Genomic DNA, 21,454 nt, shown 5'->3' with positions numbered 1-21,454 from the left:
GCTCCTTAACGTCCATGAATACGGCGCAAATAGCGCGCCTGCCAGATATTGATCAGCAGCAATAACATCAGGGATGTCATTAACACTATTGATGCGATAGCGCTAGCGCCAGCAAAATCAAATTCTTGTAATTTAACGAAAATCATCAATGAGGTGATTTCGCTGATATAGGGCATATTGCCGGCAATAAAAATTACCGCGCCAAATTCACCTAGGCTGCGGGTAAAGGACAGTGCGATACCAACCATTAGCGCAGGCCAAAGCGAAGGTAAAATGACCTTCCAAAAGACGGTGCTGTCGGTCGCGCCAAGTGTCATGCCCGCTTCTTCTTCATCGTTGGAGAGCTCTTCAAGCACGGGCTGCACTGTGCGCACCACAAAGGGGATACTGGTAAAAATCATCGCCACTACAATACCCAGCGGCGTATAGGCGACCTTAATGCCCAGCTCGGCGAGTACACTGCCGATTTGGCCATTTTCGGCATAGAGGGTGGCAAGGGTAATCCCGGCTACCGCCGTCGGTAGGGCGAAGGGTAAATCGACCAACGCATCGAGGAGGCGTTTCCCAGGAAACTCGTAACGCACTAACACCCAGGCGAGGAGTAAACCAAATAGGCCGTTAAAAATCGATGCGGCAAGTGCAGACAAAATGGTGACTTTATAACTTGCTACCACACGGGGATCGCTGATAACGCCCCAATATTCGGACCAGCTCATGGAACTGGTCTGCATAATCAGTCCGGTTGTGGGGAGCAGCAGGATAAGGCTGACGAACAGCAGGGAAATCCCAAGACTGATGGTAAACCCCGGCAGCACCCGCTTGTGGCGTAATCGTCCGTTCTTAAAGATCACTAAATATTCACCTATAAAGTTAGTCGTGTTAGCGAGTTAAATGAGTTAGCTAATTGAGTCAATCTAGGCAATTGCACCTTGGCCAGCGTTTTATAAACGCCATTTAGCCATAAACCCGGGACGGTGCCCGGGTTTGATTTTAAGCCTGAACCACCATTGGGATTAGCGCTTTAATAGTTGGTCCAGTTTGGCGCCGTTGGCGAACTCGGATTTCATCGCATTATCCCAGCCACCAATAATTTGCTCAACGGTCAGCAAATCAACCGCTGGGAACTGCTTAGCAAATTCAGCTACCACTTTTTCGTTGTGCACGCGGTAGTTGAAACCGGCTAACAGACGTTGGGACTCCTCACTGTAAAGGTAGTTTAAGTACTCTTTTGCCAGTGCTTCGGTGCCATTTCGCTTGGCGTTTTTCTCCACCACGGCCACAGGAAACTCGGCAAGGATAGAGGTTTTAGGTACTACAACTTGATAGTCATCGGCACCGTATTGTTGGCGAATATTGTTCACTTCTGATTCGAAGGTGATCAATACGTCACCAATGCCACGTTCTACGAATGAAGTCGTTGCACCACGACCACCGGTATCGAATACTGCCACATTACCAAGGAATGTTTTGAGGAATTGATCAAGAGATGCCTGATTATCCTTGCCAAAATTTTTCTGGGCATAACCTAAGGCGGCTAAGTAGGTATAACGGGCGTTGCCTGAGGTTTTTGGATTTGGGAACACCAATTTAACATCATCTTTAACCAAATCGCCCCAATCGCTCACTTGCTTAGGGTTACCCTTACGCACTAAAAACGCGATGGTTGAGTAGTATGGCGAGCTGGCATTGGGCAGCAGTTGTTGCCAGTTCTCGGGGATCAACTTACCGCGGTCATGCAGAATTTGTACGTCGGTCACTTGGTTAAAGGTCACCACATCGGCAGGTAACCCCTGCAGAATAGAACGTGCTTGAGCCGATGACCCCGCATGGGATTGTTTAATTTCAACGGTTTTGCCAGTTTGTTCCTGCCAGTGTTTAGCAAAAACAGGGTTATAGGCGTTGAACAGTTCCCTTGCGATATCGTATGAAGAGTTCAACAGGGTTTGATCCGCTGCGGCAACATTGAGCGTGGTTCCCAGAAAGAGGGTTCCCAGCAGGGCTTTGGTCAATTTTACTGGCATAGTACATTCCTTAGTCTGGCAACTGCGTTAGTTGTTATAGCAAATAGATTAATAGAAGAATTTATTTATAAAAAGACAGTTAAATAGAACTTTTTTGAATAACTATGAGCGATTAATTGTATGCTGAAGATCATAATCCCCGTGTAAGCCTTAGCTATCCCCCTTAGAATAGTCTAGTGCTTAACTGTTGTTGTTAAGTATTATTGGGTCGTTATCAAGTAAAGGAAAAACCGAGTGTCTGACTTTCCAACCATTGAAGCCTGTATTGGCCAAACGCCATTAGTGCGTTTACAGCGAATCGATTGCGGTAGCTCTACCGTACTTTTAAAGCTCGAGGGGAATAATCCTGCGGGTTCGGTGAAAGACCGTGCTGCGCTAAATATGATTAATCAGGCCGAGCTTCGCGGTGAAATCAGCCCAGGTGACACCCTAATCGAAGCGACGAGTGGCAATACGGGTATTGCACTGGCGATGGCGGCGGCGATCAAGGGTTACAAGATGATCCTGATCATGCCGTCGAACTCGACCCAAGAGCGTAAGGATGCGATGCAGGCCTACGGCTCCGAGTTATTGCTGGTGGATAATATGGAAGTGGCGCGGGATTTAGCCCTAGCAATGCAGGCCGATGGCCAAGGCAAAGTGCTGGATCAATTCAATAATCATGATAACGCCAATGCTCACTTTTTAACAACAGGGCCTGAGTTGTGGCAGCAAAGCCTTGGTAAGATGACCCACTTTGTCTCCAGTATGGGCACCACGGGCACCATTATGGGGGTGTCGAAATACCTGAAAGGCCAAAATCCTGCTATCACTATCGTGGGGTTACAGCCCGCCGATGGCAGTTCTATCCCAGGCATTCGCCGCTGGCCAGTAGAATATTTACCGGGCATTTTCGATGCCAGCCGAGTCGATGTGGTGATGGATATTGAGGAGCAGGATGCCAAGCAGATGGCGCGCACTTTAGCTCGTGAGGAAGGCATTTGTGCGGGCGTAAGTTCCGGCGGCGCCGTATTTGCTGCGGTAGAAGTGGCGCGAACGAACCCTAACTCTGTGGTAGTGGCAATCGTGTGTGACAGGGGCGACCGTTATCTGTCGTCTGGACTTTTCTCTTAATCGCTCGTTTATTCACAAATTAGACAAACAAAAACGGTACGCATTGCGTACCGTTTTTGTTTGTTCCTAAGCCAATGGTGCGTTGTCATTTATTGGCTTCTTTACGCATTGACTTACAGTACGCCGCGGCGCATTTGGTCACGTTCAATCGATTGGAACAGGGCGGTGAAGTTACCTTCACCGAAACCTAAGTTGTTCTTACGTTGAATGATTTCGATAAAGATTGGGCCAAACAGGTTCTTAGTGAAGATCTGCAGCAGGTAGCCAGACTCGTCACCGTCCACCAGAATTTGGTGGTGCTTGATGCGTTCACGGTCTTCGGTGACTTGTGGCAGTTTGTCGAAAATGGTGTCGTAGTATTCAGGGATAATATCCAAGCACTGGATGGAGCTGCCTTCCATCGCATCTAATGATTTCACAATGTCACGGCTTCTGAACGCTAAGTGTTGTACGCCTGGACCATTGTATTCCTTCAGGTATTCATCGATTTGGTTTTTATCGTTGCCTTTACCTTCGTTGATGGGGATACAGAAGCTGCCATCGGGCGAGCGCAGAGCATAAGATACTAGCGCTGTTTGGACACCGCTGATGTCGAAGTAACGCACTTCGGTAAAACCAAAGATGTTTTTATAGAAGTTGGCCCAATGTTCCATGGTGCCTTTGTAGACGTTATTGGTTAAGTGATCGACTTCAATAAAGCCTTTTTCTTGGGTGATCACTTGCTCGCTTAGGTCTTCAAAGTCTCTGGTGTAGATGTTGTTGTCGGCGCCGAAGGTGTCGATGAAATAGATTAAGCTGTCGCCAATACCGTAAATGGCTGGGTAGGGCAGGTCCTTCGCTGCATCTTCAACTGCTTTTGCACCACGTTGCACAGCAACGCGATGGGCAAAGCCTGCGTCTTCTACGCGCCAGCCCATAGAGCAAATGGCTGGACCGTGTGACTTAGCAAATTCCGCAGAGAAACCAGTGCGTTCTTTATTCAGCAGGAAGTTAATGTCGTTTTGTTTGTAGTACAGAATGTCTTTGTTCTTGGCTTTTTTCAGCAATGAAAAACCAAAATCGATAAAGACTTGGTGCATAAAATCCGTGTCTGGGCTGGCAAATTCAGTGAATTCGATTCCTAACAGGCCCAGTGGGTTGAGTTCGCTTGCCATGGTGTATTCCTCATTGTTTTATTTGAACTCGCAGTCACTTAATGGCCGTTGTTGACATAATTCTGGCTAAATGGTGACTTAAGTGGCTATTGCTTAAGCAATTGATTCTTTGATGACGAAATCAATAGCCACTTGAGCGAGTTGGCTGACTTGGGTGAATGACTAACCTCTCTATTGCTAGATAAGGTTTAGTTTTCAATCCAAGAGCGGTTGTAATCCTGACTCATGCAATTTTGCACATGCTCGGTTAATTTCAGTGGGGCGAAGGTGTCGACCATCACTGCATATTCATAGGTTTCTTTCTTACCGATAGACGCTTCGGTGCGGCCTGGTTGTGGGCCGTGTGCTACGCCCTTTTGGTGTAGGGTCATGTAACCCGCTTCGATGCCGGTGCGGCTCATAAAGTCGCCGTCTACGTAATAAAGCACTTCATCGCTATCGATATTATTGTGATAGTAAGGCGCTGGAATGGCGCGCTCGTGGAAGTCGTATGGACGCGGCACAAAGTTACACACCACAAAGTTGTGGGCGGTGAACACTAAGTGATCCGAAGGCGGTAAGTGGATTTTGCCGACTTTTGGTGCGTATTCGGTGATATTGAACGCCCATGGGTAAACGCAGCCGTCCCAACCCACGAGATCGAATGGGTGCCATTCGAGGGTGGTAAGCTGATATTTATCGCCAAATTTACACACTAATGGGAAGGCGCCGCGGTCAACAATCGCTGCCTGCAACTCTGGTGTGCGGATGTCGCGCTCGCAATAGGGGGCAGATTCTAATAATTGGCCGTATTCATTACGGAAATGCTTAGGCACTTCAACCATAGAGAAGGCTTCAATCACGAACAGGCGTACATTGCTGTAATCGTTAAATTTTAGCTGGTGAGTTGTGCCGCGAGGGATAACTAAGTAGTCCCACTTTTTAATGGCTAAGGTGCCATATTCGCTGTAAAGCGTGCCTTCACCTTCGTGCACAAACACGATTTCGTCGGCGTAGGCGTTACGGTAAAACTCGTTGGTATCTTGCGTCACTTTTGCGGTATAGAGCGCCACATCATTGTTAAAAAAGATCTTATTACGGGCGCTGAAGAAATTACCTTGGCGGTCTGCGACGCGAGAATCCAGTTTGTAGTTTTGAACTAACGAATCTTCCCACTGCGCGCCATGCTTAAGTGAATAGGGCGCCACTTCTAATGCCTTAGTTGGCATGTTGTGGTGGTATTTATTCGAATAAATGTTGGAGAAACCATGGGTTGAAAACAGTTCTTCACGGTAGAGTTCACCGTTTTCTTTTTCAAATGCGATATGGCGCTTGTGGGGTACTTGGCCTTGTTTCACATAAAATGGCATGGTTATTCCTTCGATGTTGCACTGCAGGTTTCCCTACATCGCGAGTTGTTATGTTGCAAGTTGCATTAGTGTGATCCTCTTATCAATTTAGTTGCTTGAATGAACAAAAAAAAGAATAATTAATCTGTTATCTCCATCAAAAAAATAGATGGTATTAACAGCTTTACGCTTCGTAGTTTTTCCGTGACATTTTCAAGCGCCTGCAAGGGCACTGTTATTTATGCTAAGGAATCCCTATGCGCATCGATATTGATGCCTTCAATGTGTTGCAAGTGCTTGTAGAAGAAGGCAGTTTTGCCAAGGCTGCCGAGCGTTTACATAAAGCGCAATCGGCGGTGAGCTATCAAGTGAAGAAACTTGAGGAGCACCTTGGGGTGCCATTATTTAGCCGAGAACAATATCGCGCCGAGTTAACCAATGAGGGCAGGGTGATTCTGGCAGAGGGGCAAAGGCTACTACAGCATCTTGCCAATATTGAGCATTTGGCCAGTCGTTTCAGCGAAGGCTGGGAGCCAAAACTGGAGTTGGTTATCGATGGCGCGCTGCCGATGGAGCCGATTATGACCGCCCTAAAGCGCATGGCCGAGCATCAAATCCCCACCAAGATTCAGCTGAATATGGAGTTTTTAGGCGGGGTGCAGCACCGATTTGAGCGGGATAATTCCGACTTGATGTTAGTAAAGGACTATCGCACAGGGCCCTATTATCATCCGCAGCCGTTGCCGCCGATTACCAGTATTTTGGTGGCGAGTGCAACGCACCCGCTAGCGACACAGACCGATATCAGCCTCACCGAATTACAGCAGCACGTTGAACTCACCATTGAGGATTCATCGCCGGTGAAAAGCTATCGTGATGAGATGCAATTTGGCGGCGATAAAGTGTTTTATCTCTCGGGCTTTATCATGAAAAAGAACGCCCTATTAAAGGGACTTGGCTTTGGTTGGTTGCCGGATTTTCTGGCCCAGGAGGAACTTGCAAGCGGTGAGCTAGTTGAAATCGATTTTGTCGGAGGAAGTCGCTATCGTTTTACGCCACAACTGGTTTCAACCCTTGAACGTCCCCTAGGCCGCGCGGGTAAATTGTTTACTGAGTTGATTTTAGAGGAGTTTGCCAAAGCCCAATCCTTTAAGGGTGTTGGGTTAGGTTAGGATTAACGGTCCTGATTGATGATGGACACCGGTTGCTAATTTGATATTAACTATCGAAGAGCACGCAACCAAGACTGGATCCATTGTAGGATTGGATAGCTTTTTAAGGTGACTGGTAGATGCGAACACTATAAAAGGAAACGCCCGCGATTGCGGGCGTTTCTGATGAATAGTGTCAGCTTAGTAGGTCACTACATTGACTATATCTAGGATTTTACGGCTCTTTTCATCAAGCTTAATGATGGAACCTTCGACTTCGATACTGACACGACCGTCTTTATCAACGGGGACGACAATACGGCCACGGTCATAGATGTCGTAATCTAAAATGTCGCCGCGATTGAGTTTTTTCTGCCAACCGGGTGGTAATGGCTTACCCTTGTCGTATTTTTTCTCAAGTCCAGGGGGTAAATCGCCTCGTCTATCCGAGTCATGTTTTTCGTACTTATCGTGCTTGTCGTGCTCGTGTTCACGCTCATTTTTCGCAAAAGACGTTATCGGGGCAACTAAACTCAGTACTAAGCCACCGATAATCACTGCCGTTGATTTCTTCATAATTGCTCCCGTAGATGTTCCATTTCAGAGTCACAATACTCATGCCTAAATGAACCTTAGCTGAACGTCACCAGTGGTGAATATCAGTGGGTCGTATGATTTATTAGCGTTTTAACATTAGCACAGCTTGCCATTCTTCGGCGGTCACTGGTTGCACACTCAGGCGTGACCCCTTTGAAACCAGGTACATGTTCGCTAAGTGAGGCTTACTCTTGATTAGAGTGAGTGGGATAACATCCTCAAATTTTTCGACAAAGCGGATATCGATACTCATCCAACGTGGTGTTTCTGTTGTGGATTTAGGATCATAAAAGGGTGACTCGGGATTAAATTGTGTTGGATCAGGAAAGGCTTCACTTGTAACTTCTGCAATCCCGACCACGCCAGGTACCTTGCAGCTGGAATGGTAATAAAAAATCAAATCACCAATGCGTAAATCGTCGCGAATAAAATTACGGGCCTGATAATTGCGGATCCCATGCCACATTTCTGTTTGGTTTGGGGCAGTGCGCAGATCGTCGATGCTGTATTCATCGGGCTCCGATTTCATTAGCCAATAATTCATGCTTATTCCTTTTGTTTTTACTTATTCAATTTGTTGAGTTTACCTTATTTTGGCAGTGCATCCTAAGTTCGTTTTTTGTCCATTTTTGCCAATTAATTGCGTCTTGTTAAATGTTTACGGGCAATCGTGCGACTTATGCTTTGGTCTAATAGGCTGCTTTTTAGCTTGTGACACCGTCTACGGATTGGGTAGGTTGAAGTGGTAAATCATAATAAAAATGCACGGAGGCCTCGATGTCACAATTACAAGCTCAAGTTATTCAATCATTATCATACAGTGAGTTCAGTGGGGAAAACTCAAGCGTATTACTCGAAAAAACCATAGGCCAATATCTTGATGAGATTGCTGCTCGTTACCCTGAGCAATTGGCCGTGGTGGTTAAACACCAAAATATTCGTTGGAATTACCGGCAGTATCAGGCGCAGATTGACTCCCTCGCTACGGGTCTACTCAAACTCGGTATTAAGCCGGGTGATAGGGTAGGCATTTGGTCACCCAATAATATTGAATGGTGTTTAACTCAGTTCGCCACCGCCAAAATTGGCGCCATTATGGTGTGTATTAATCCCGCCTATCGCCCCGAAGAACTGCAATATGCCCTGACGAATGTGGGCTGCCGCGCGGTAATTTGTGCCGAGAAATTTAAATCTAGCCACTATCTGCAGATGTTGTACGAATTAGCCCCCGAATTACATGTTTGTGAAGCGGGTAAGCTAAAGTCGCCAGCCTTACCTGAGCTAGAGTTTGTTATTCGCATGGGGGCTGAAAAATCAAAGGGTATGCTGAACTTTGATGATCTATTACTGACGGTAGAAAGTGAGGACAGGGCAAGGCTAAACAATCTCGCTAAGGAATTAAGTCCCTATGATGCCATCAATATCCAATTCACTTCAGGCACAACGGGTAATCCCAAGGGCGCGACGCTCTCCCACCATAACATATTGAATAACGGTTACTTAGTGGCAAAAGCAATGAATTTTAGCTGCCACGATAAACTGTGTATTCCGGTGCCTTTGTATCATTGTTTTGGGATGGTGCTGGGTAATTTAGTCTGTATCGCGGCGGGCGCTGCCGCAGTTTTTCCATCTGAGGCATTTGAACCTTTAACGACGCTGCAAGTGGTGGAAGAGGAACGCTGCACCGCACTTCATGGTGTGCCGACCATGTTTATTGCCGAGCTTGAACATCCACAATTTAGTGAATTTGATTTGAGTTCTCTTCGAACAGGTGTCATGGCGGGGGCCACCTGTCCCGAGGAAGTGATGCGCCGAGTACAAAACCTGATGTACATGAAGGAAGTCCTCATTGGCTACGGCCAGACCGAGTGCAGCCCGCTTAACCATATTACTGAAATTGATTCACCGATTGAGAAACGGGTATCGACTGTTGGTCGCGCACTGCCCCATACCGAAGTGAAGATTGTCGATGAATTTGGCGACGTGGTGCCCATCAATCAACCCGGTGAGGTCTGCAGCCGAGGTTATTGCATTATGCAGTGCTATTGGAATGATCCCGAAAAGACCGCAGCCACTATCGATAGCGAGGGTTGGTTACACTCGGGCGATATAGGCCAAATGGATGAGCAAGGCTATGTGCAAATCGTTGGTCGCATCAAGGATATGATCATTCGCGGCGGCGAGAACATTTACCCGCGGGAGATTGAGGAAAAACTCTACACCTTAAGCGATGTTCAAGATGCGGCTGTCTTTGGGGTGCATAGTGATAAATACGGCGAAGAGGTTTGTGCTTGGATTAAGGTGCGAAGCGGTTCAACCATTTCAGAGGATGAGGTGCGGCATTTCCTGACCCAAAAATTTGCCTACTTTAAGGTGCCACGTTACATCAAGTTTGTGGAACAGTACCCAATGACAGTGACGGGTAAAATTCAAAAATTTAAGATGCGTGAGCTGATGTACCAAGAGTTGTATGAGGATATCAATGCATAACCGGGCAACCGCCTTTGATTATGCGAAAGTTAACGCAAAAGCCCGTGTGTGACTTGTTCATCCCCCAAGTTTTACTTGGGGGATTTTTTATCATGTAAAAACAGACTATTAAAGACGAAAAAATATTGGCATTGCCGAGGAGGCCACATTTTAAAGTTAAGCTTAGGTTTGTAGCATTATACTGAGTAATACGCTATCCATTTGGCAAGCTTACATTATTTAGTCATTGGGCTCATGCAGAAGGTGAGATTGGGAGTGATATGGGAACGCGCTGGGTACTGATACTTTGCTGTGTTGTAGGATGCTTACAAACTCAGGCCCGGGCGGAAACCGTAAAGCTCTCTACACTCTATTGGCCTCCCTATTCAGGACAAAAATTGGCTCAGCAGGGCGCGAGTATCGCCGTGGCAAGAGTCGCATTTGAGCGCATGGGGCATCAACTGGAGGTGGAGTTCTTTCCCTGGAGCCGCGCGGTAAAAGTGGCCTTAATGCCCCATTCAGAATATATAGGGTATCTTCCCGAATACTTTTTTGAAACCTCAGCCTTCGTGTTTTCTAACCCTATAGGCCGCGGGCCATTGGGCCTGATTGAACTGAAGGAACATCCGATTAGTTGGAACCATATTGAAGATCTCAATCGTTATACCTTGGGTGTAGTCAAAGACTACGTCAACACCGGGCACCTTGATGCCATGATTGCCAAGGGAGTGCAAACTGTCGAAACCGTGAATTCAGATGAGCAAAATATCAAGAAGGTTGCGGCTGGGCGTATCGATGGGGCGGTGATTGATGTGCATGTGTTCAATTATTTGCTTAAGCAGCAGGATCTTAAATCCCTCGTCAACCGGCTGCAAATGAATCGTCAATTACTGGCGGATAAGCAGTTATACGTTGCCTTCAATAACACAGAGGAGGGAAGACGCTGGCGGGATATTTTCAACCAAGGTTTGGCGCAAGTCGATGTAGAAGCCATTATGGAGGAGCTATTATTTGGCGAGGAAGAACAGGTCAAATCATCTTTAAAATAACACCTTACAAGAGTCCTTAACTTTTCTAACTCCCTGGCGTCAGTGTCATAAATTTGTCTTAGTCTCGCATTACTATCTCTACCAGCTTTTCAATGTTTTCATTTTGTTAGCTGGGATGATATGCCTAAATTGCCCCCTGAATCGCTGCGAGAATGTTCCGTTGAACGTCCATCTTTGCCCTTAGAATACCCCTTCGAATTAGCCTCTCTTGAGCGGTTGATTGAGTTACATAGAGCGCAGCTCGATTGCCAAGTGCTGACCCATATTCGCTACAAAAAAGCACAATTTCCCCTCTACTCAATTGAACTGGGTGCTCGGCATCAAAGATGTCCAACGGTGTTATTTGTCGGTGGTGTTCACGGCGTTGAGCGGATTGGCACCCAAGTGATTTTAGCGCTATTGAGTAGTCTGCTTGTGCGATTACATTGGGACACGCATTTGCAGCATTTGCTGATGAGGATCCGCCTTGCCTTTGTGCCTGTGGTGAATCCCGTGGGCTTACTCCTTGGCAGTCGTGGGAATGGCAATAATGTGGATTTAATGCGAAATGCCCCGATTGAATCCCAAGAAAGAGTGTCTTTTCTTGTGGGTGGGCAGAAATGGTCGGCATATTTACCTTGGTTTCGTGGACAGAGCGAGATGGAGCAGGAGACCACCGCGCTGGTGAAATACGTACAGCAACTTCTCAATCGAAGTTCGAGTTTAATTTCACTCGATGCTCACTCGGGATTTGGCCTTAGCGATCATATCTGGTTTCCCTACGCCCACACCCGCGCCCCCTTCGAGAACGCAAATATCATCTTCCATCTCAAGCAGTTATTTGAGGCAAGCTATCCACATCATTTGCATTATCGCCTTGCTCCCCAGAGCCAATTTTATCGTACCCACGGCGATATTTGGGATTTCCTGTTTTGTCAGCATCAACGCCTTTCGTCACTGTCGAGGATCCCCTTTTTACCTTTGACCTTAGAGATGGGCTCATGGGCGTGGATTAAGAAAAATCCAAGACAAGTTTTCAATTTTGCTGGGTTTTTTAACCCACAAAAAACACACCGACATCATCGAATTTTGCGCAGGCACACAGTCTTAATGCAGTTTTTAATGGAAGCTGCCTATGCGCGGGAATTAGAACAATTAACCACCGAACGTTTAGACGCCTTAACCTTCGCGGCCAAACAGTTCTGGTATCGGGAGAAAACCTGATGGCAACTTGGGTGCTATTGCGGGGATTGATGCGGGATAAGCGTCATTGGAACGGTTTTGACCAAAGATTAAGGCAAAGGGGATTTAGGGTGGTGACGCCAGACTTGCCCGGAAATGGGGAATTGTATGGGGAATTGAGCCCACTCAATATCGCTGATTATGGCGCTGCGGTTTGGCAACAGCTTGAAGAACAGGGGGCCGTTCCTCAAAGCGGTATAGAGTTGACTGACTCTTACCGCGAGAGCGGCAATATGGCGGATACTGCACGGGTTGGCGATACAAATGTTGGGCCTATTTATTTACTTGGTTTGTCTATGGGCGGCATGGTGGCACTCGAAATGGCGCGTCAGCGTCCTGTACTCATCAAACATTTAGTGCTGCTAAATAGCAGTGCCGCCAATCTGTCTCCTTGGTATCACAGATTTAATCTTATCAACTCGTTAACTGCTTTTTTACTGCGTAGGCGGGGTGATAGGCTTCATCCTATAGAGTCAACCATCATCAGGTTAACGAGCTGTCGTCATCAGCATAATAATGAGTTAATTGCTCACTGGAGTCAGTTACGTGGGGAATTGAAGCCTAAGTTTAACAATGCACTTCGCCAGCTTTGGGCTGCTTTTAAGTATCAATGCCCTGACGCACTTAAGGTGCCTGTCAGTGTGCTCTGTGGTGATAGGGATTCACTGGTGAATATCAAAGCCAGTAACGCCTTGGCTCGTCATTATAAGTTAGAACCTATAGTGCTTGCCTACTGCGGGCACGATGTGACTATCGATGCTCCGGCCAAGTTAGCCCATTGCCTTGCGAATATCACAAGTGGGTATAACCAAGGGGAGCCAAGCATTGATGGCTTCGCCGGTAAGCAAAACTTGCTTGAGGATATTCAAGGGCGTGAGTTGGAGTTAGAGCCAAGTTAATAACTGGCAGAGGAATGCGAAATCACGGCCTCTGTTGTCAGTCGGGCAAACATTCAACTCATTGGCTAGCATGGCACGTTAGGGCATTCACGCCAAACCGTGCCCTGTATTTTAATAGGCTTTTGCAATGACTTTTTGGCCAATAGGAGTCAGGCTTAATAGCGCCAACTTGATATGTTGAATACCAAATGGGATCCCAATAATGGTGATAAAGCAGGCGAGGGCGTGAACTAAGTGGCCAATCGCGAGCCAAATGCCAAATAGTAGGAACCAAATAATGTTACCGACCATGCCAAAGGCTCCTGTGCCAATATCTTCATGGCCTGTTAATTGGCGACGATTAACCAGTTCCTGTCCAAAGGGCCAGAAGGCTAACTCTCCGATAACGAAGCAGGCGCGTCCAAAGGGGATACCGATAATGCTGATAAAACAGAGGATGCCCGCTAACCACCAGGCTAGTCCCATCACAAATCCGCCAAGGATAAACCAAGCAATATTAAAAATAAGGCGAAGTACTGGCATGTAACGCTCCTTTAGAAAGTGGGTAATTCTTCAAATCTTTAGTCTGATCAAATGGTGAATGCATAATAGTGCTGAATCAATATAGCGATAACCGTGCCAAGATTTTAAACATTACAATTCAATAAGATATATTGTTGCACTGGTTGCTGACTGGTCATTTACACTAAAAAGTCGTGTAATTTCTTAAATCTTGAGGGTCATAGGTTCAAGGGATACACTATGGCTCTTTAGGCTAAAACTCCAAAGGATATAGATGTTTGCCACGAGCCCTGTCGAATCGTTTCAGTTTGCGAATAGGCAACTTTATATTAAACGGGACGATTTGCTCCATCCTGGTTTCAGTGGTAACAAGGCTCGTAAGTTTGCCTATTTTCTCGACCATCAATTTGATGGCGTGACTAAGGTGATTGGGTATGGCTCGGCCCAAGCCAACTCACTCTATTCTCTGTCTGTATTGGCGAAGATGAAGGGCTGGCAATGTGATTTTTATGTTGACCATATTGCTAGTCATATTCGTGAAAATCCCAGTGGAAATTACGCCCACGCATTAGCCCAAGGCGCTCGGGTGATTGATTTGCAGCAACAACTTATCGAATCCGGTGAGTCACACAAGTGGCGATGCGAGGATTATATTCAGCAACGGGTGCTTGTTAATGAGCCAAATGCGCTCTTTATTCCAGAAGGTGGCCGATGCAGTTATGCCAAATACGGACTCGATAAACTGGGCGCAGAAATTATTCACTGGGGACAAGTACATGCATTGTCGAAATTAAAAGTATTTTTTCCCTCTGGGACAGGGACGACTGCGTTATTTCTGAATCAATATTTTATTGAAAATGGCTCGGATATCCGAGTACTGACCTGCGCTGCAGTGGGAGGCGATGACTATCTTCGCTTTCAGTTTTTACAATTAAACTCCAATGAGTCCCTGCATCCCGTGGTGTTAAATACGGGGAAAAAATACCATTTTGGTAAGCTTTATGCCGAATTTTACGCCATGTGGAGGCGTGTTTGTGCCCAAGGGATCGAATTTGAGCTGCTTTATGATCCCCTCGGTTTTTTAGTGCTTGAATCTTATCTGAGGGCAGATCTTCACAGTCCCATCTTGTACCTTCATCAGGGAGGACTGCTCGGTAACGAAACCATGTTGCCGCGTTATCAGCGCAAATTTGGTTAAGTCGCTTAAGCAGAGAGTTGTTTCTGTATAATACTAAATTCTGCCTTGAGGTATTAATTTATATCGCCTGAACAGCTTATGGGGGATAGTTAGGTTATCTTACTCTTTGAGGTCTTTCACCCAACTCGGTCACTTGAGCTTTGCCCAGTCACTGTGTTCAGTCTCAAGCAGCTCCATCTTGTTTTTCAGCTAGCCATCACAATTACCTTGGTATATCTATGCAGCGGCTTGGGTAAATGGGATGTGTTGTTCAATCAGGACTATTCATAGCTGCATTTCCATCAAACAGCTGTGTTTGTCATGATGGTGGATACTCACCATAGATGGGGCATTAAGATAACACTCTTTGAAAGGCAATTGATTTTAGCAGGATGGGTATTTTACGTTTGGTTCGGCACGTATCTGCGTGATTTAGATACCGCCAGAACCAAACTTGATTGTCTATTCGACAGGATATAGCAGTGCGATTTCAGACTTGCTATTTGTAGCTTAGGTATTCGGCATGGCGAGGAAAATGAAGACCGCAATCACCTAAATTTATATCGCTTTATCCACTAAAGCGGATTCATTTTATTTATTGGTCGTTAACAACCATTTCATAAAATTAAGGGCTTCAGTGCGTTTAGAAAAGGTCTGTTTGTTTTTACCTTGTCTATCGGTAAACGCGATGGAAGTTTTATTAACTGAAATAGAATCCACAGGGAAGTTTACTGTGATTTCATGTCCATTAAATTTGTATGACATAGTCACACTCCTTTTATATTAATTCACCCATAGGTGAGAAAGTTTTAACAATAAAATATCCTTAGCATACTTGCGAAAGATGTTACTTATGATTTTTGAGATTACCCATCATTTAACGGGTATTCAAGGGATTTCCTATTGATAATTAATGCATAAAAGCGATTGTGTCAATGGAATATCTCATTTTAGCCAGTTAAACATAACAAGATGACAATACAATGACGTCGGTATAATTAATGATTTGACCGGACCGTAAATTCATTAAGATGCTATTTAAACTGGGGTTTTGCTTGTAGTAGGCTTTCTTTGTGAGGTTCAGTTCTGCTGGTATATCGCACACTGATTAAAGAGGGTAACAACAAGATGTATCTCAAAACGATGTGCAGTATATCAGCAAACAATCCGTTGGCAAGTTTATTTTTTAATCTGTTTGAAATAGTTTGATGTTATTTTTTTGTTTTTTTCTTGTTCGATATATGTGGGCGAAATGCCGAATTAAACATATGTTATTTAAAACAGAGGGTAAATGCTTAAAGTGCGTGTTTATAGAGATCGATTCGGATCTTAATATCTACAAATTGAGTTGAAAGTGAATCCATATTTAAGCCTGTTTATTTTTAGTTTTCACTTACCTTTTATTTTAGAATAATATCGAGCTTGAATTAGCTTTCTTCCTTCATCATATCGCCAAGCAGTGCCAAGGTTAATTGATGATCTAACGAATTGATACAAGTGTATTTTTCCTCCTGTCGAACCGGCAAGATCTCTAACCAACGTTGGCATACCCAGCTAATATCTTCAAATTTATTGACATCAAAATGTTGTAGATGTTTGGGATACTCTTCAAGAATATTTTGCAGCATTCGGCTTAGGTAACGATCCTTTGCTTTAATAGGACAGGCAGGCCAATTTTCAAGTGGGCTCACCTCGGCACGTTTTAGGCCATCGCTTTCAATCATGACATCGGAAAAAGTAAAGCGTTGTCCGCCTTGAATACTGACCCCAAGCATGCCATCTGCTAAAGTTTCAAAGTCGATGATATGCACTATCGTGCCAATCGGCAGGATCTGTTTGCCGTCTTCGCTGGTCATGCATAGGCCAAAGCCTTCTGCGGATTTGAGGGACTCAGCGACTAAGCGTTTATATCTTGGCTCAAATATTCGCAGTTGTGTAAACCCCTCTGGTAACAGACAGATAGGTAAAGGAAAGAGCGGTAACTTCATACTGGCCTCGGCATTATTGAGCAGGATATGATAAGAACATAGCGAAATGTTGTAGCCATTTTCAAGCACTAATCGACTCGGAAAGAGGATGTTATGAAGTTAAACCAATTCGAAAAGAAATTGGTGCAGCACCCGATACGTTTTTGGATCCAAAATCACATCGAAGCCCCATTACTGACGTCTATGATGCCAAAACCTATGGCCAATATTGAACAGGCACTGGAGATTGGCTGTGGGTTTGGTAATGGTATCCAGTTGATTCGCCATCATTTCGGTGCTGATTCAATTACCGCTGTAGACCTCGATCCTGACATGGTGCAAGCCGCGAAAGTGCGCTGGAAAACGGAGAATGCTAATAAGGGATTGTATTTCTCAGTGGCAGATGCGACCCGTTTACCCTTTGAAAACGCACACTTTGATGCAGTATTTAATTTTGCTGTGTTTCACCATGTGCCCGATTGGCAGCAAGCCATCCGGGAAGTCGTGAGAATTTTAAAACCCGATGGTTACTTTGTGGTGGAGGATTTATACCGCGCAGCTATCTGTAATCCCATCAGTCGTAGACTATTTGAGCATCCGCAGCAGAATCGGTTTAATCACGGTGAGTTTTTGGCTGAGCTTAGGGAAGCAGGGATGTTGATAATCTGTGAGCGCAATATTTTGGGGCTCGGCGGGATGATTTTAGCGCAGAAAACCCTGCGCTTGGGTGGAGCATCCTACTGAATCAGTTAGCCACTTGGGCGGTACGGACCTCATTTGTTGTTCTGACTGATTGTTATTTTTAGATAAATCGATATTGAGCACGGATAGTCTGTTTTATCCCGCACTATAATTGTGTCTTCATGGGTAAATGCAGATTAGGGCTCTTTTAGCCACTGTTAGGATGGCGTTATGGCAAATGTGTTATCAACAGTTGATCAACGCACCAAATTAGTGGGTGAGAATCGACTCGAGCTGTTGCTGTTTAGAATAAATTCTACTCAGCTTTTTGCCATCAACGTTTTTAAAGTCAAAGAGGTCGTCAAACTTCCAGCTTTAAGCGCAATGCCAGGCAGCCATCCTCATATTTCGGGCGTGGCCAATATTCGCGGTACGTCCATTCCCGTGATTGACCTTCGCGGGGCCATTGGTTTTAATCCGATACCGCCAGCCACTGATGCCAACATGATCATTACCGAATATAACCGCAGTGTGCAGGGCTTTTTAGTGGGAAAAGTCGAACACATTGTAAATATGACCTGGAGCGATATTCTGCCGCCACCCAAAACCGCAGGAAGAAATAATTATCTGACGGCAATAACGCGTGTTGATTACCAGGGGCAGCAACAGTTGGTTTCCATTATCGATGTTGAGAAAGTGCTGTCGGAGATCATTCACTATGATGTACGTCTATCAGACGGAGTGTTGGATGAGCATTTGTTGTCGGAAATGCAAGGTCGTAAAATACTCATCGTTGATGATTCTTCTACCGCTAGACGTCAAGTTCGCGAAACACTTGGGTATCTTGGCATCGAATTAATTGAAGCGTCCGATGGTTTAGAAGCGTTGCATTTACTGCAGAAATGGCGGGATGAGGGCAAGGATATTCCCAATGAGCTGTTAATGATGATCACCGATGCTGAAATGCCCGAAATGGATGGTTATCGCCTAACCTACGAAGTACGAAATGATAGCGCGATGTCAGACTTGTTTATCACCTTAAACACATCCTTAAGTGGCAGTTTTAATAATGCCATGGTTGAAAAGGTAGGTTGCGATCGTTTTATCTCAAAATTCCAACCGGATATGTTGGTAGAAGTGGTTCAAGAACGTTTAAAAGAGGTGTTGGCTAAAACCTAACGCAGATCGAATTTCGCTCTAGGATGACCCCAGAGCTATTGGCGCTATGAGACAACGCATTGTTAAGGGTTATGTTCACATCAGATCTCGCGAGGCTTTAAGCCTCGTCATCTCAATACGTTAGTCTTTAACGTCGGCTTGCACTTCCGCGAGGACTTGGCGTTTCATCTCTTTGGCTGAGGCGATATGAATACGCGCCAGACGCAATGCAAAGCCAAAACGTTGTCTGCCAACGAGTCTCACTAGCTTGGCAAAAAACTCACTGTCTAAGGTAAATTGCTGACTGTAATAGTGAATTGCAGCATGTACTGAAGTGTAATTTACCCCATCAAATTCAAAGCTGGTGCTGTTATGCTGACAATCCAGCTCGACCCCATCGATGTGAATAGGCCAACCGGGGTAATTAACCCTATCACGGGCAATTTGGTACATCATCCAAGCGCTTTTTTTAAAGCCTGCAAAGACTTTGCAGGAAAACTCCGACTCGGCAAGTTCTTCTTCTGTCCAGTTAATGCCAATGGCTAAATGCTTAGCGTAGATCCGCATGAGGGCATCTTTAACAGCGACTCGGCATTCCCAAATGGAAGTGAGCGGTTGTTTTTCAGCAAGTTTTACACATTCATCACAGGCGGGCAGTGCAAGTGATGGGTGAGGGGCATTTCCTTCGGCATAATAGGCTAAGTTTTTGCGGCAGGGTTCACCACAAAACCAACATTGATAGCGCCTATCGAAGGGAATATCGATTTGGGGAGGGGATGACATCAAGGTTGGAATACCCCATTCCTTGATGTCAGTAATGCAGGCTTGATGTTATTTAAGTTCTTCAACATCGACTAAATCTTTGGCCAGCACGATTGGGTCAAGTTCTAAACAGTCTTCGTCTGTCTGCCAATCAACGCCAATTAATACGCCGTCATCGTTCAGATCGGATACCCAGTATTCCAGAAATTCATCTAAGGTAATCGCAACAGCTTGGTAATCTTTCCATTCTTCGGTGCAATGTGACTTGGCTTGTGCCTCAGTCGACCATAATGGCATCACATCTGTGTCTTCGTATTCACCCGAGTCACAAACAACCCAACCTTCGCCAGTTTCATCCATCAGGCCCCACAGGGTTTGATGTTGTTTTACGTTATCGATAAAGCCAGCTAAAGCCGCATTCATTTCAGTCATGGTAGGTCTCTTTGAGTATGCTGTTAACTCACTCATTATACGGCAACATCCTCTGAGGCCAAGGGATTCTTTGGTAAGAATTCGTCGATGTTGCTTAACTGAGCAAAAAGCGATTATATGTGCGCTTTTAAGCTTTTAACCATTGTGTTACTCGTCGCTATCGGTCAGGATGTTGGGGCAAAGCCTTGCTATAGCTCGATTTGAACCAAGGCTGTGTGATTTTCCTGTGGGGGAGAAATCAATTTTTTATATAGTTCGCTGCCGATGCGTATTTAAGGCTATGTTTAATTCATTGCATTTTATGGTAGCCGTTCTCAACCCACGCGGTGAATGCCACTTCTATTGGGCATTGCCTGTTGTCGCCAAGAAGCGCCTTGGCTGTATATTTAGGAGTCATCGTTTTGATTAACGTGAAAGGAATTATCTATTTAAGTGTTTGTATTGCGGCATCTTTAGGTGTCAACGCCTGTTCAAGTACCAAGGTTACGCCTCAAGTCGCACCAACACCAGTCCCCCAAATTCAGCCCCCGAAACCGGTGAAAACCGTGGACATTAACGCCCTTATTGAGGCAAATGCTGCTGGATTCCATGATTGCTTAGTGCAGTTACAAAATCGCGCCACACGTGAAGGGATTTCAGATGATACGGTTATGGACACAGTGGCGAAATTGCAATTTGTCCCTAAGGTGATAGAGCTAGATAACGCTCAACCTGAATTTAGCCAAACTTTCTATAGTTACTTTACGAAACGCGCTACCGACTGGCGCATCAGTGAAGGACAGCGTTTGCTTCGTGAAAACCGCGCACTGTTAAATCGCTTAGAGCAACAATATGGCGTGCCGCCTCAGTACCTACTTTCATTTTGGGGACTTGAGACTAACTATGGCACCTATAAGGGCAAAATGTCGGTGCTGGACTCTCTGGCGACACTCGCCTGTGAGCAACGCCGCGCTGAATATTTCACTACTGAGCTGATGCAAGCTCTTAAACTCAAAGAAAAATATGGCTTTGATAAGTCCACCATGGTCGGCTCGTGGGCTGGGGCGATGGGCCATACACAATTTATGCCATCGGCCTATGCGAAATATGCCATTGATGGCGATGGTGACGGCAAGGCCGATCTGTGGAACAGCACCGCCGATGCCTTAACCTCTGCGGCAAATTTCCTGCAACAGCTTGGTTGGCAGCGCAGCGAGCGCTGGGGGCGTGAGGTAACGCTGCCCGCGAATTTTAATTATCAACATTTAGGGGCAAAGCAGGCGCAACCTTTATCCGTATGGGCTAGCGAATCAGTGCGTGAAACTAACGGTAAACTGCTGCCTTCTCTGCCCATGAAGGCAGCACTGTATTTGCCATCCGGTCATACAGGCCCCGCGTTTTTAGGCTATGAAAACTTTAACGTGATTATGCGTTGGAACCGCTCGGAGTTTTATGCCATTACGGTAGGGCATTTGGCCGACCGGATTATGGGTGGTGAGCCGCTCAAGGTGACTCCGCCGGATCTTCCCCGTTTAAGTCGTGAGCAGGTTAAGTTACTGCAAACCAAACTTAATGAGGCGGGATTTGATGTTGGCGCCGCTGATGGTGTGCTTGGGCGTAACTCGGTTGCTGGGATCCAAGCTTTCCAGCGCAGTAATAATATGATTGCCGATGGTTTTCCAAGCCCCGAGGTCTTTAATGCACTCGGTATCGCCCTCTAAGCTTGGGATAAAACAGTGGAGTGGCAGGGCCAGTTTTGTTAAGCTCGGCCGACATTTAAAATCGAAGTAGATCA

General features: G+C 45.7%; 21 protein-coding genes. 10 read left to right on the top strand and 11 right to left on the bottom strand.

The annotated features are described in order from the left end of the window. Positions 1 to 5 precede the first annotated feature (5 nt). Both cysT and cysP read right to left on the bottom strand, forming a co-directional pair. Complete coding sequence (gene cysT, locus K0H61_RS10465) at positions 6 to 851, bottom strand: sulfate/thiosulfate ABC transporter permease CysT (protein ID WP_220049141.1); 846 nt, start codon at positions 849 to 851, stop codon at positions 6 to 8. A gap of 162 nt (positions 852 to 1,013) precedes the next feature. After that, on the bottom strand, positions 1,014 to 2,021 hold the full coding sequence (gene cysP, locus K0H61_RS10460) for a thiosulfate ABC transporter substrate-binding protein CysP (protein ID WP_220049140.1): 1,008 nt from the start codon (positions 2,019 to 2,021) through the stop codon (positions 1,014 to 1,016). 234 nt (positions 2,022 to 2,255) lie between these two features. Between cysP and cysM the strand changes: the two genes are divergently transcribed. Continuing rightward, a complete protein-coding gene (gene cysM, locus K0H61_RS10455; protein WP_220049138.1) occupies positions 2,256 to 3,134 on the top strand; it encodes a cysteine synthase CysM in 879 nt (292 codons plus the stop codon). Positions 3,135 to 3,247: 113 nt separating this feature from the next. On the opposite strand, the gene hppD is transcribed toward cysM, so the two are convergent. Both hppD and K0H61_RS10445 read right to left on the bottom strand, forming a co-directional pair. Beyond that, the gene (gene hppD / locus K0H61_RS10450) at positions 3,248 to 4,288 is read right to left on the bottom strand and encodes a 4-hydroxyphenylpyruvate dioxygenase (protein WP_220049137.1); all 1,041 of its coding nucleotides are present in this window, start codon (positions 4,286 to 4,288) and stop codon (positions 3,248 to 3,250) included. A gap of 188 nt (positions 4,289 to 4,476) precedes the next feature. Beyond that, positions 4,477 to 5,637, bottom strand: coding sequence for a homogentisate 1,2-dioxygenase (locus tag K0H61_RS10445; protein WP_220049135.1), 1,161 nt, complete (start codon positions 5,635 to 5,637; stop codon positions 4,477 to 4,479). A 236-nt stretch (positions 5,638 to 5,873) separates the two neighbouring features. On the opposite strand from K0H61_RS10445, the gene K0H61_RS10440 reads away from it, so the two are divergent. Further along, a complete protein-coding gene (locus K0H61_RS10440) occupies positions 5,874 to 6,788 on the top strand; it encodes a LysR family transcriptional regulator (RefSeq protein ID WP_220049134.1) in 915 nt (304 codons plus the stop codon). 180 nt (positions 6,789 to 6,968) lie between these two features. Here the strand turns inward: K0H61_RS10440 and K0H61_RS10435 are convergent, their stop codons facing one another. Together K0H61_RS10435 and K0H61_RS10430 are read right to left on the bottom strand one after the other, a co-directional pair. Continuing rightward, positions 6,969 to 7,343 (bottom strand): hypothetical protein, encoded by a 375-nt coding sequence (locus K0H61_RS10435; RefSeq protein ID WP_220049132.1) that lies wholly within the window; start codon positions 7,341 to 7,343, stop codon positions 6,969 to 6,971. A gap of 103 nt (positions 7,344 to 7,446) precedes the next feature. Beyond that, positions 7,447 to 7,908 (bottom strand): EVE domain-containing protein, encoded by a 462-nt coding sequence (locus K0H61_RS10430; RefSeq protein ID WP_220049131.1) that lies wholly within the window; start codon positions 7,906 to 7,908, stop codon positions 7,447 to 7,449. Positions 7,909 to 8,141: 233 nt separating this feature from the next. On the opposite strand from K0H61_RS10430, the gene K0H61_RS10425 reads away from it, so the two are divergent. From K0H61_RS10425 to K0H61_RS10410, 4 genes are all read left to right on the top strand, one after another. Beyond that, positions 8,142 to 9,854 (top strand): AMP-binding protein, encoded by a 1,713-nt coding sequence (locus tag K0H61_RS10425; protein WP_220049129.1) that lies wholly within the window; start codon positions 8,142 to 8,144, stop codon positions 9,852 to 9,854. 260 nt (positions 9,855 to 10,114) lie between these two features. Continuing rightward, entirely contained in the window at positions 10,115 to 10,882 is a 768-nt protein-coding gene (locus tag K0H61_RS10420) for a substrate-binding periplasmic protein (RefSeq protein WP_220049128.1), read from the top strand. A gap of 120 nt (positions 10,883 to 11,002) precedes the next feature. Next, positions 11,003 to 12,085 carry a M14 family zinc carboxypeptidase gene (locus K0H61_RS10415; RefSeq protein WP_220049126.1) on the top strand — a complete coding sequence of 361 codons (1,083 nt, stop codon included), beginning with the start codon at positions 11,003 to 11,005 and terminating at the stop codon, positions 12,083 to 12,085. Further along, positions 12,085 to 13,002 (top strand): alpha/beta fold hydrolase, encoded by a 918-nt coding sequence (locus K0H61_RS10410; protein ID WP_220049125.1) that lies wholly within the window; start codon positions 12,085 to 12,087, stop codon positions 13,000 to 13,002. The genes K0H61_RS10415 and K0H61_RS10410 overlap by 1 nt, the downstream gene beginning before the upstream one ends. A 111-nt stretch (positions 13,003 to 13,113) precedes the next feature. Here the strand turns inward: K0H61_RS10410 and K0H61_RS10405 are convergent, their stop codons facing one another. Continuing rightward, on the bottom strand, positions 13,114 to 13,524 hold the full coding sequence (locus tag K0H61_RS10405; protein ID WP_220049123.1) for a YccF domain-containing protein: 411 nt from the start codon (positions 13,522 to 13,524) through the stop codon (positions 13,114 to 13,116). 253 nt (positions 13,525 to 13,777) lie between these two features. Between K0H61_RS10405 and K0H61_RS10400 the strand changes: the two genes are divergently transcribed. Beyond that, positions 13,778 to 14,701, top strand: coding sequence for a pyridoxal-phosphate dependent enzyme (locus K0H61_RS10400; protein WP_220049122.1), 924 nt, complete (start codon positions 13,778 to 13,780; stop codon positions 14,699 to 14,701). A 570-nt stretch (positions 14,702 to 15,271) separates the two neighbouring features. On the opposite strand, the gene K0H61_RS10395 is transcribed toward K0H61_RS10400, so the two are convergent. Together K0H61_RS10395 and K0H61_RS10390 are read right to left on the bottom strand one after the other, a co-directional pair. Then, positions 15,272 to 15,445: a hypothetical protein gene (locus K0H61_RS10395; protein ID WP_220049120.1), complete on the bottom strand. Its 174-nt coding sequence runs from the start codon at positions 15,443 to 15,445 to the stop codon at positions 15,272 to 15,274. Positions 15,446 to 16,107: 662 nt separating this feature from the next. Then, complete coding sequence (locus K0H61_RS10390) at positions 16,108 to 16,668, bottom strand: LON peptidase substrate-binding domain-containing protein (RefSeq protein ID WP_220049118.1); 561 nt, start codon at positions 16,666 to 16,668, stop codon at positions 16,108 to 16,110. A 93-nt stretch (positions 16,669 to 16,761) separates the two neighbouring features. Between K0H61_RS10390 and K0H61_RS10385 the strand changes: the two genes are divergently transcribed. After that, on the top strand, positions 16,762 to 17,391 hold the full coding sequence (locus K0H61_RS10385) for a class I SAM-dependent methyltransferase (protein WP_220049117.1): 630 nt from the start codon (positions 16,762 to 16,764) through the stop codon (positions 17,389 to 17,391). 168 nt (positions 17,392 to 17,559) lie between these two features. Next, positions 17,560 to 18,507 (top strand): chemotaxis protein CheV, encoded by a 948-nt coding sequence (locus tag K0H61_RS10380; RefSeq protein WP_220049115.1) that lies wholly within the window; start codon positions 17,560 to 17,562, stop codon positions 18,505 to 18,507. A gap of 120 nt (positions 18,508 to 18,627) precedes the next feature. Here the strand turns inward: K0H61_RS10380 and K0H61_RS10375 are convergent, their stop codons facing one another. Together K0H61_RS10375 and K0H61_RS10370 are read right to left on the bottom strand one after the other, a co-directional pair. After that, a complete protein-coding gene (locus K0H61_RS10375; protein ID WP_220049113.1) occupies positions 18,628 to 19,269 on the bottom strand; it encodes a hypothetical protein in 642 nt (213 codons plus the stop codon). A 48-nt stretch (positions 19,270 to 19,317) separates the two neighbouring features. Continuing rightward, positions 19,318 to 19,680, bottom strand: coding sequence for a DUF2750 domain-containing protein (locus tag K0H61_RS10370; RefSeq protein WP_220049112.1), 363 nt, complete (start codon positions 19,678 to 19,680; stop codon positions 19,318 to 19,320). A 401-nt stretch (positions 19,681 to 20,081) separates the two neighbouring features. Between K0H61_RS10370 and K0H61_RS10365 the strand changes: the two genes are divergently transcribed. Further along, positions 20,082 to 21,380, top strand: a complete 1,299-nt coding sequence (locus K0H61_RS10365; protein ID WP_220049111.1) for a lytic murein transglycosylase — start codon at positions 20,082 to 20,084, stop codon at positions 21,378 to 21,380. Positions 21,381 to 21,454 lie beyond the last annotated feature (74 nt).

The sequence above is a fragment of the Shewanella acanthi genome (genome assembly GCF_019457475.1).
GTDB classification, from domain to species: domain Bacteria; phylum Pseudomonadota; class Gammaproteobacteria; order Enterobacterales; family Shewanellaceae; genus Shewanella; species Shewanella acanthi.
Note: the sequence above shows the minus strand (reverse complement) of the source record. Positions and strands in the feature narration are given on the sequence as shown.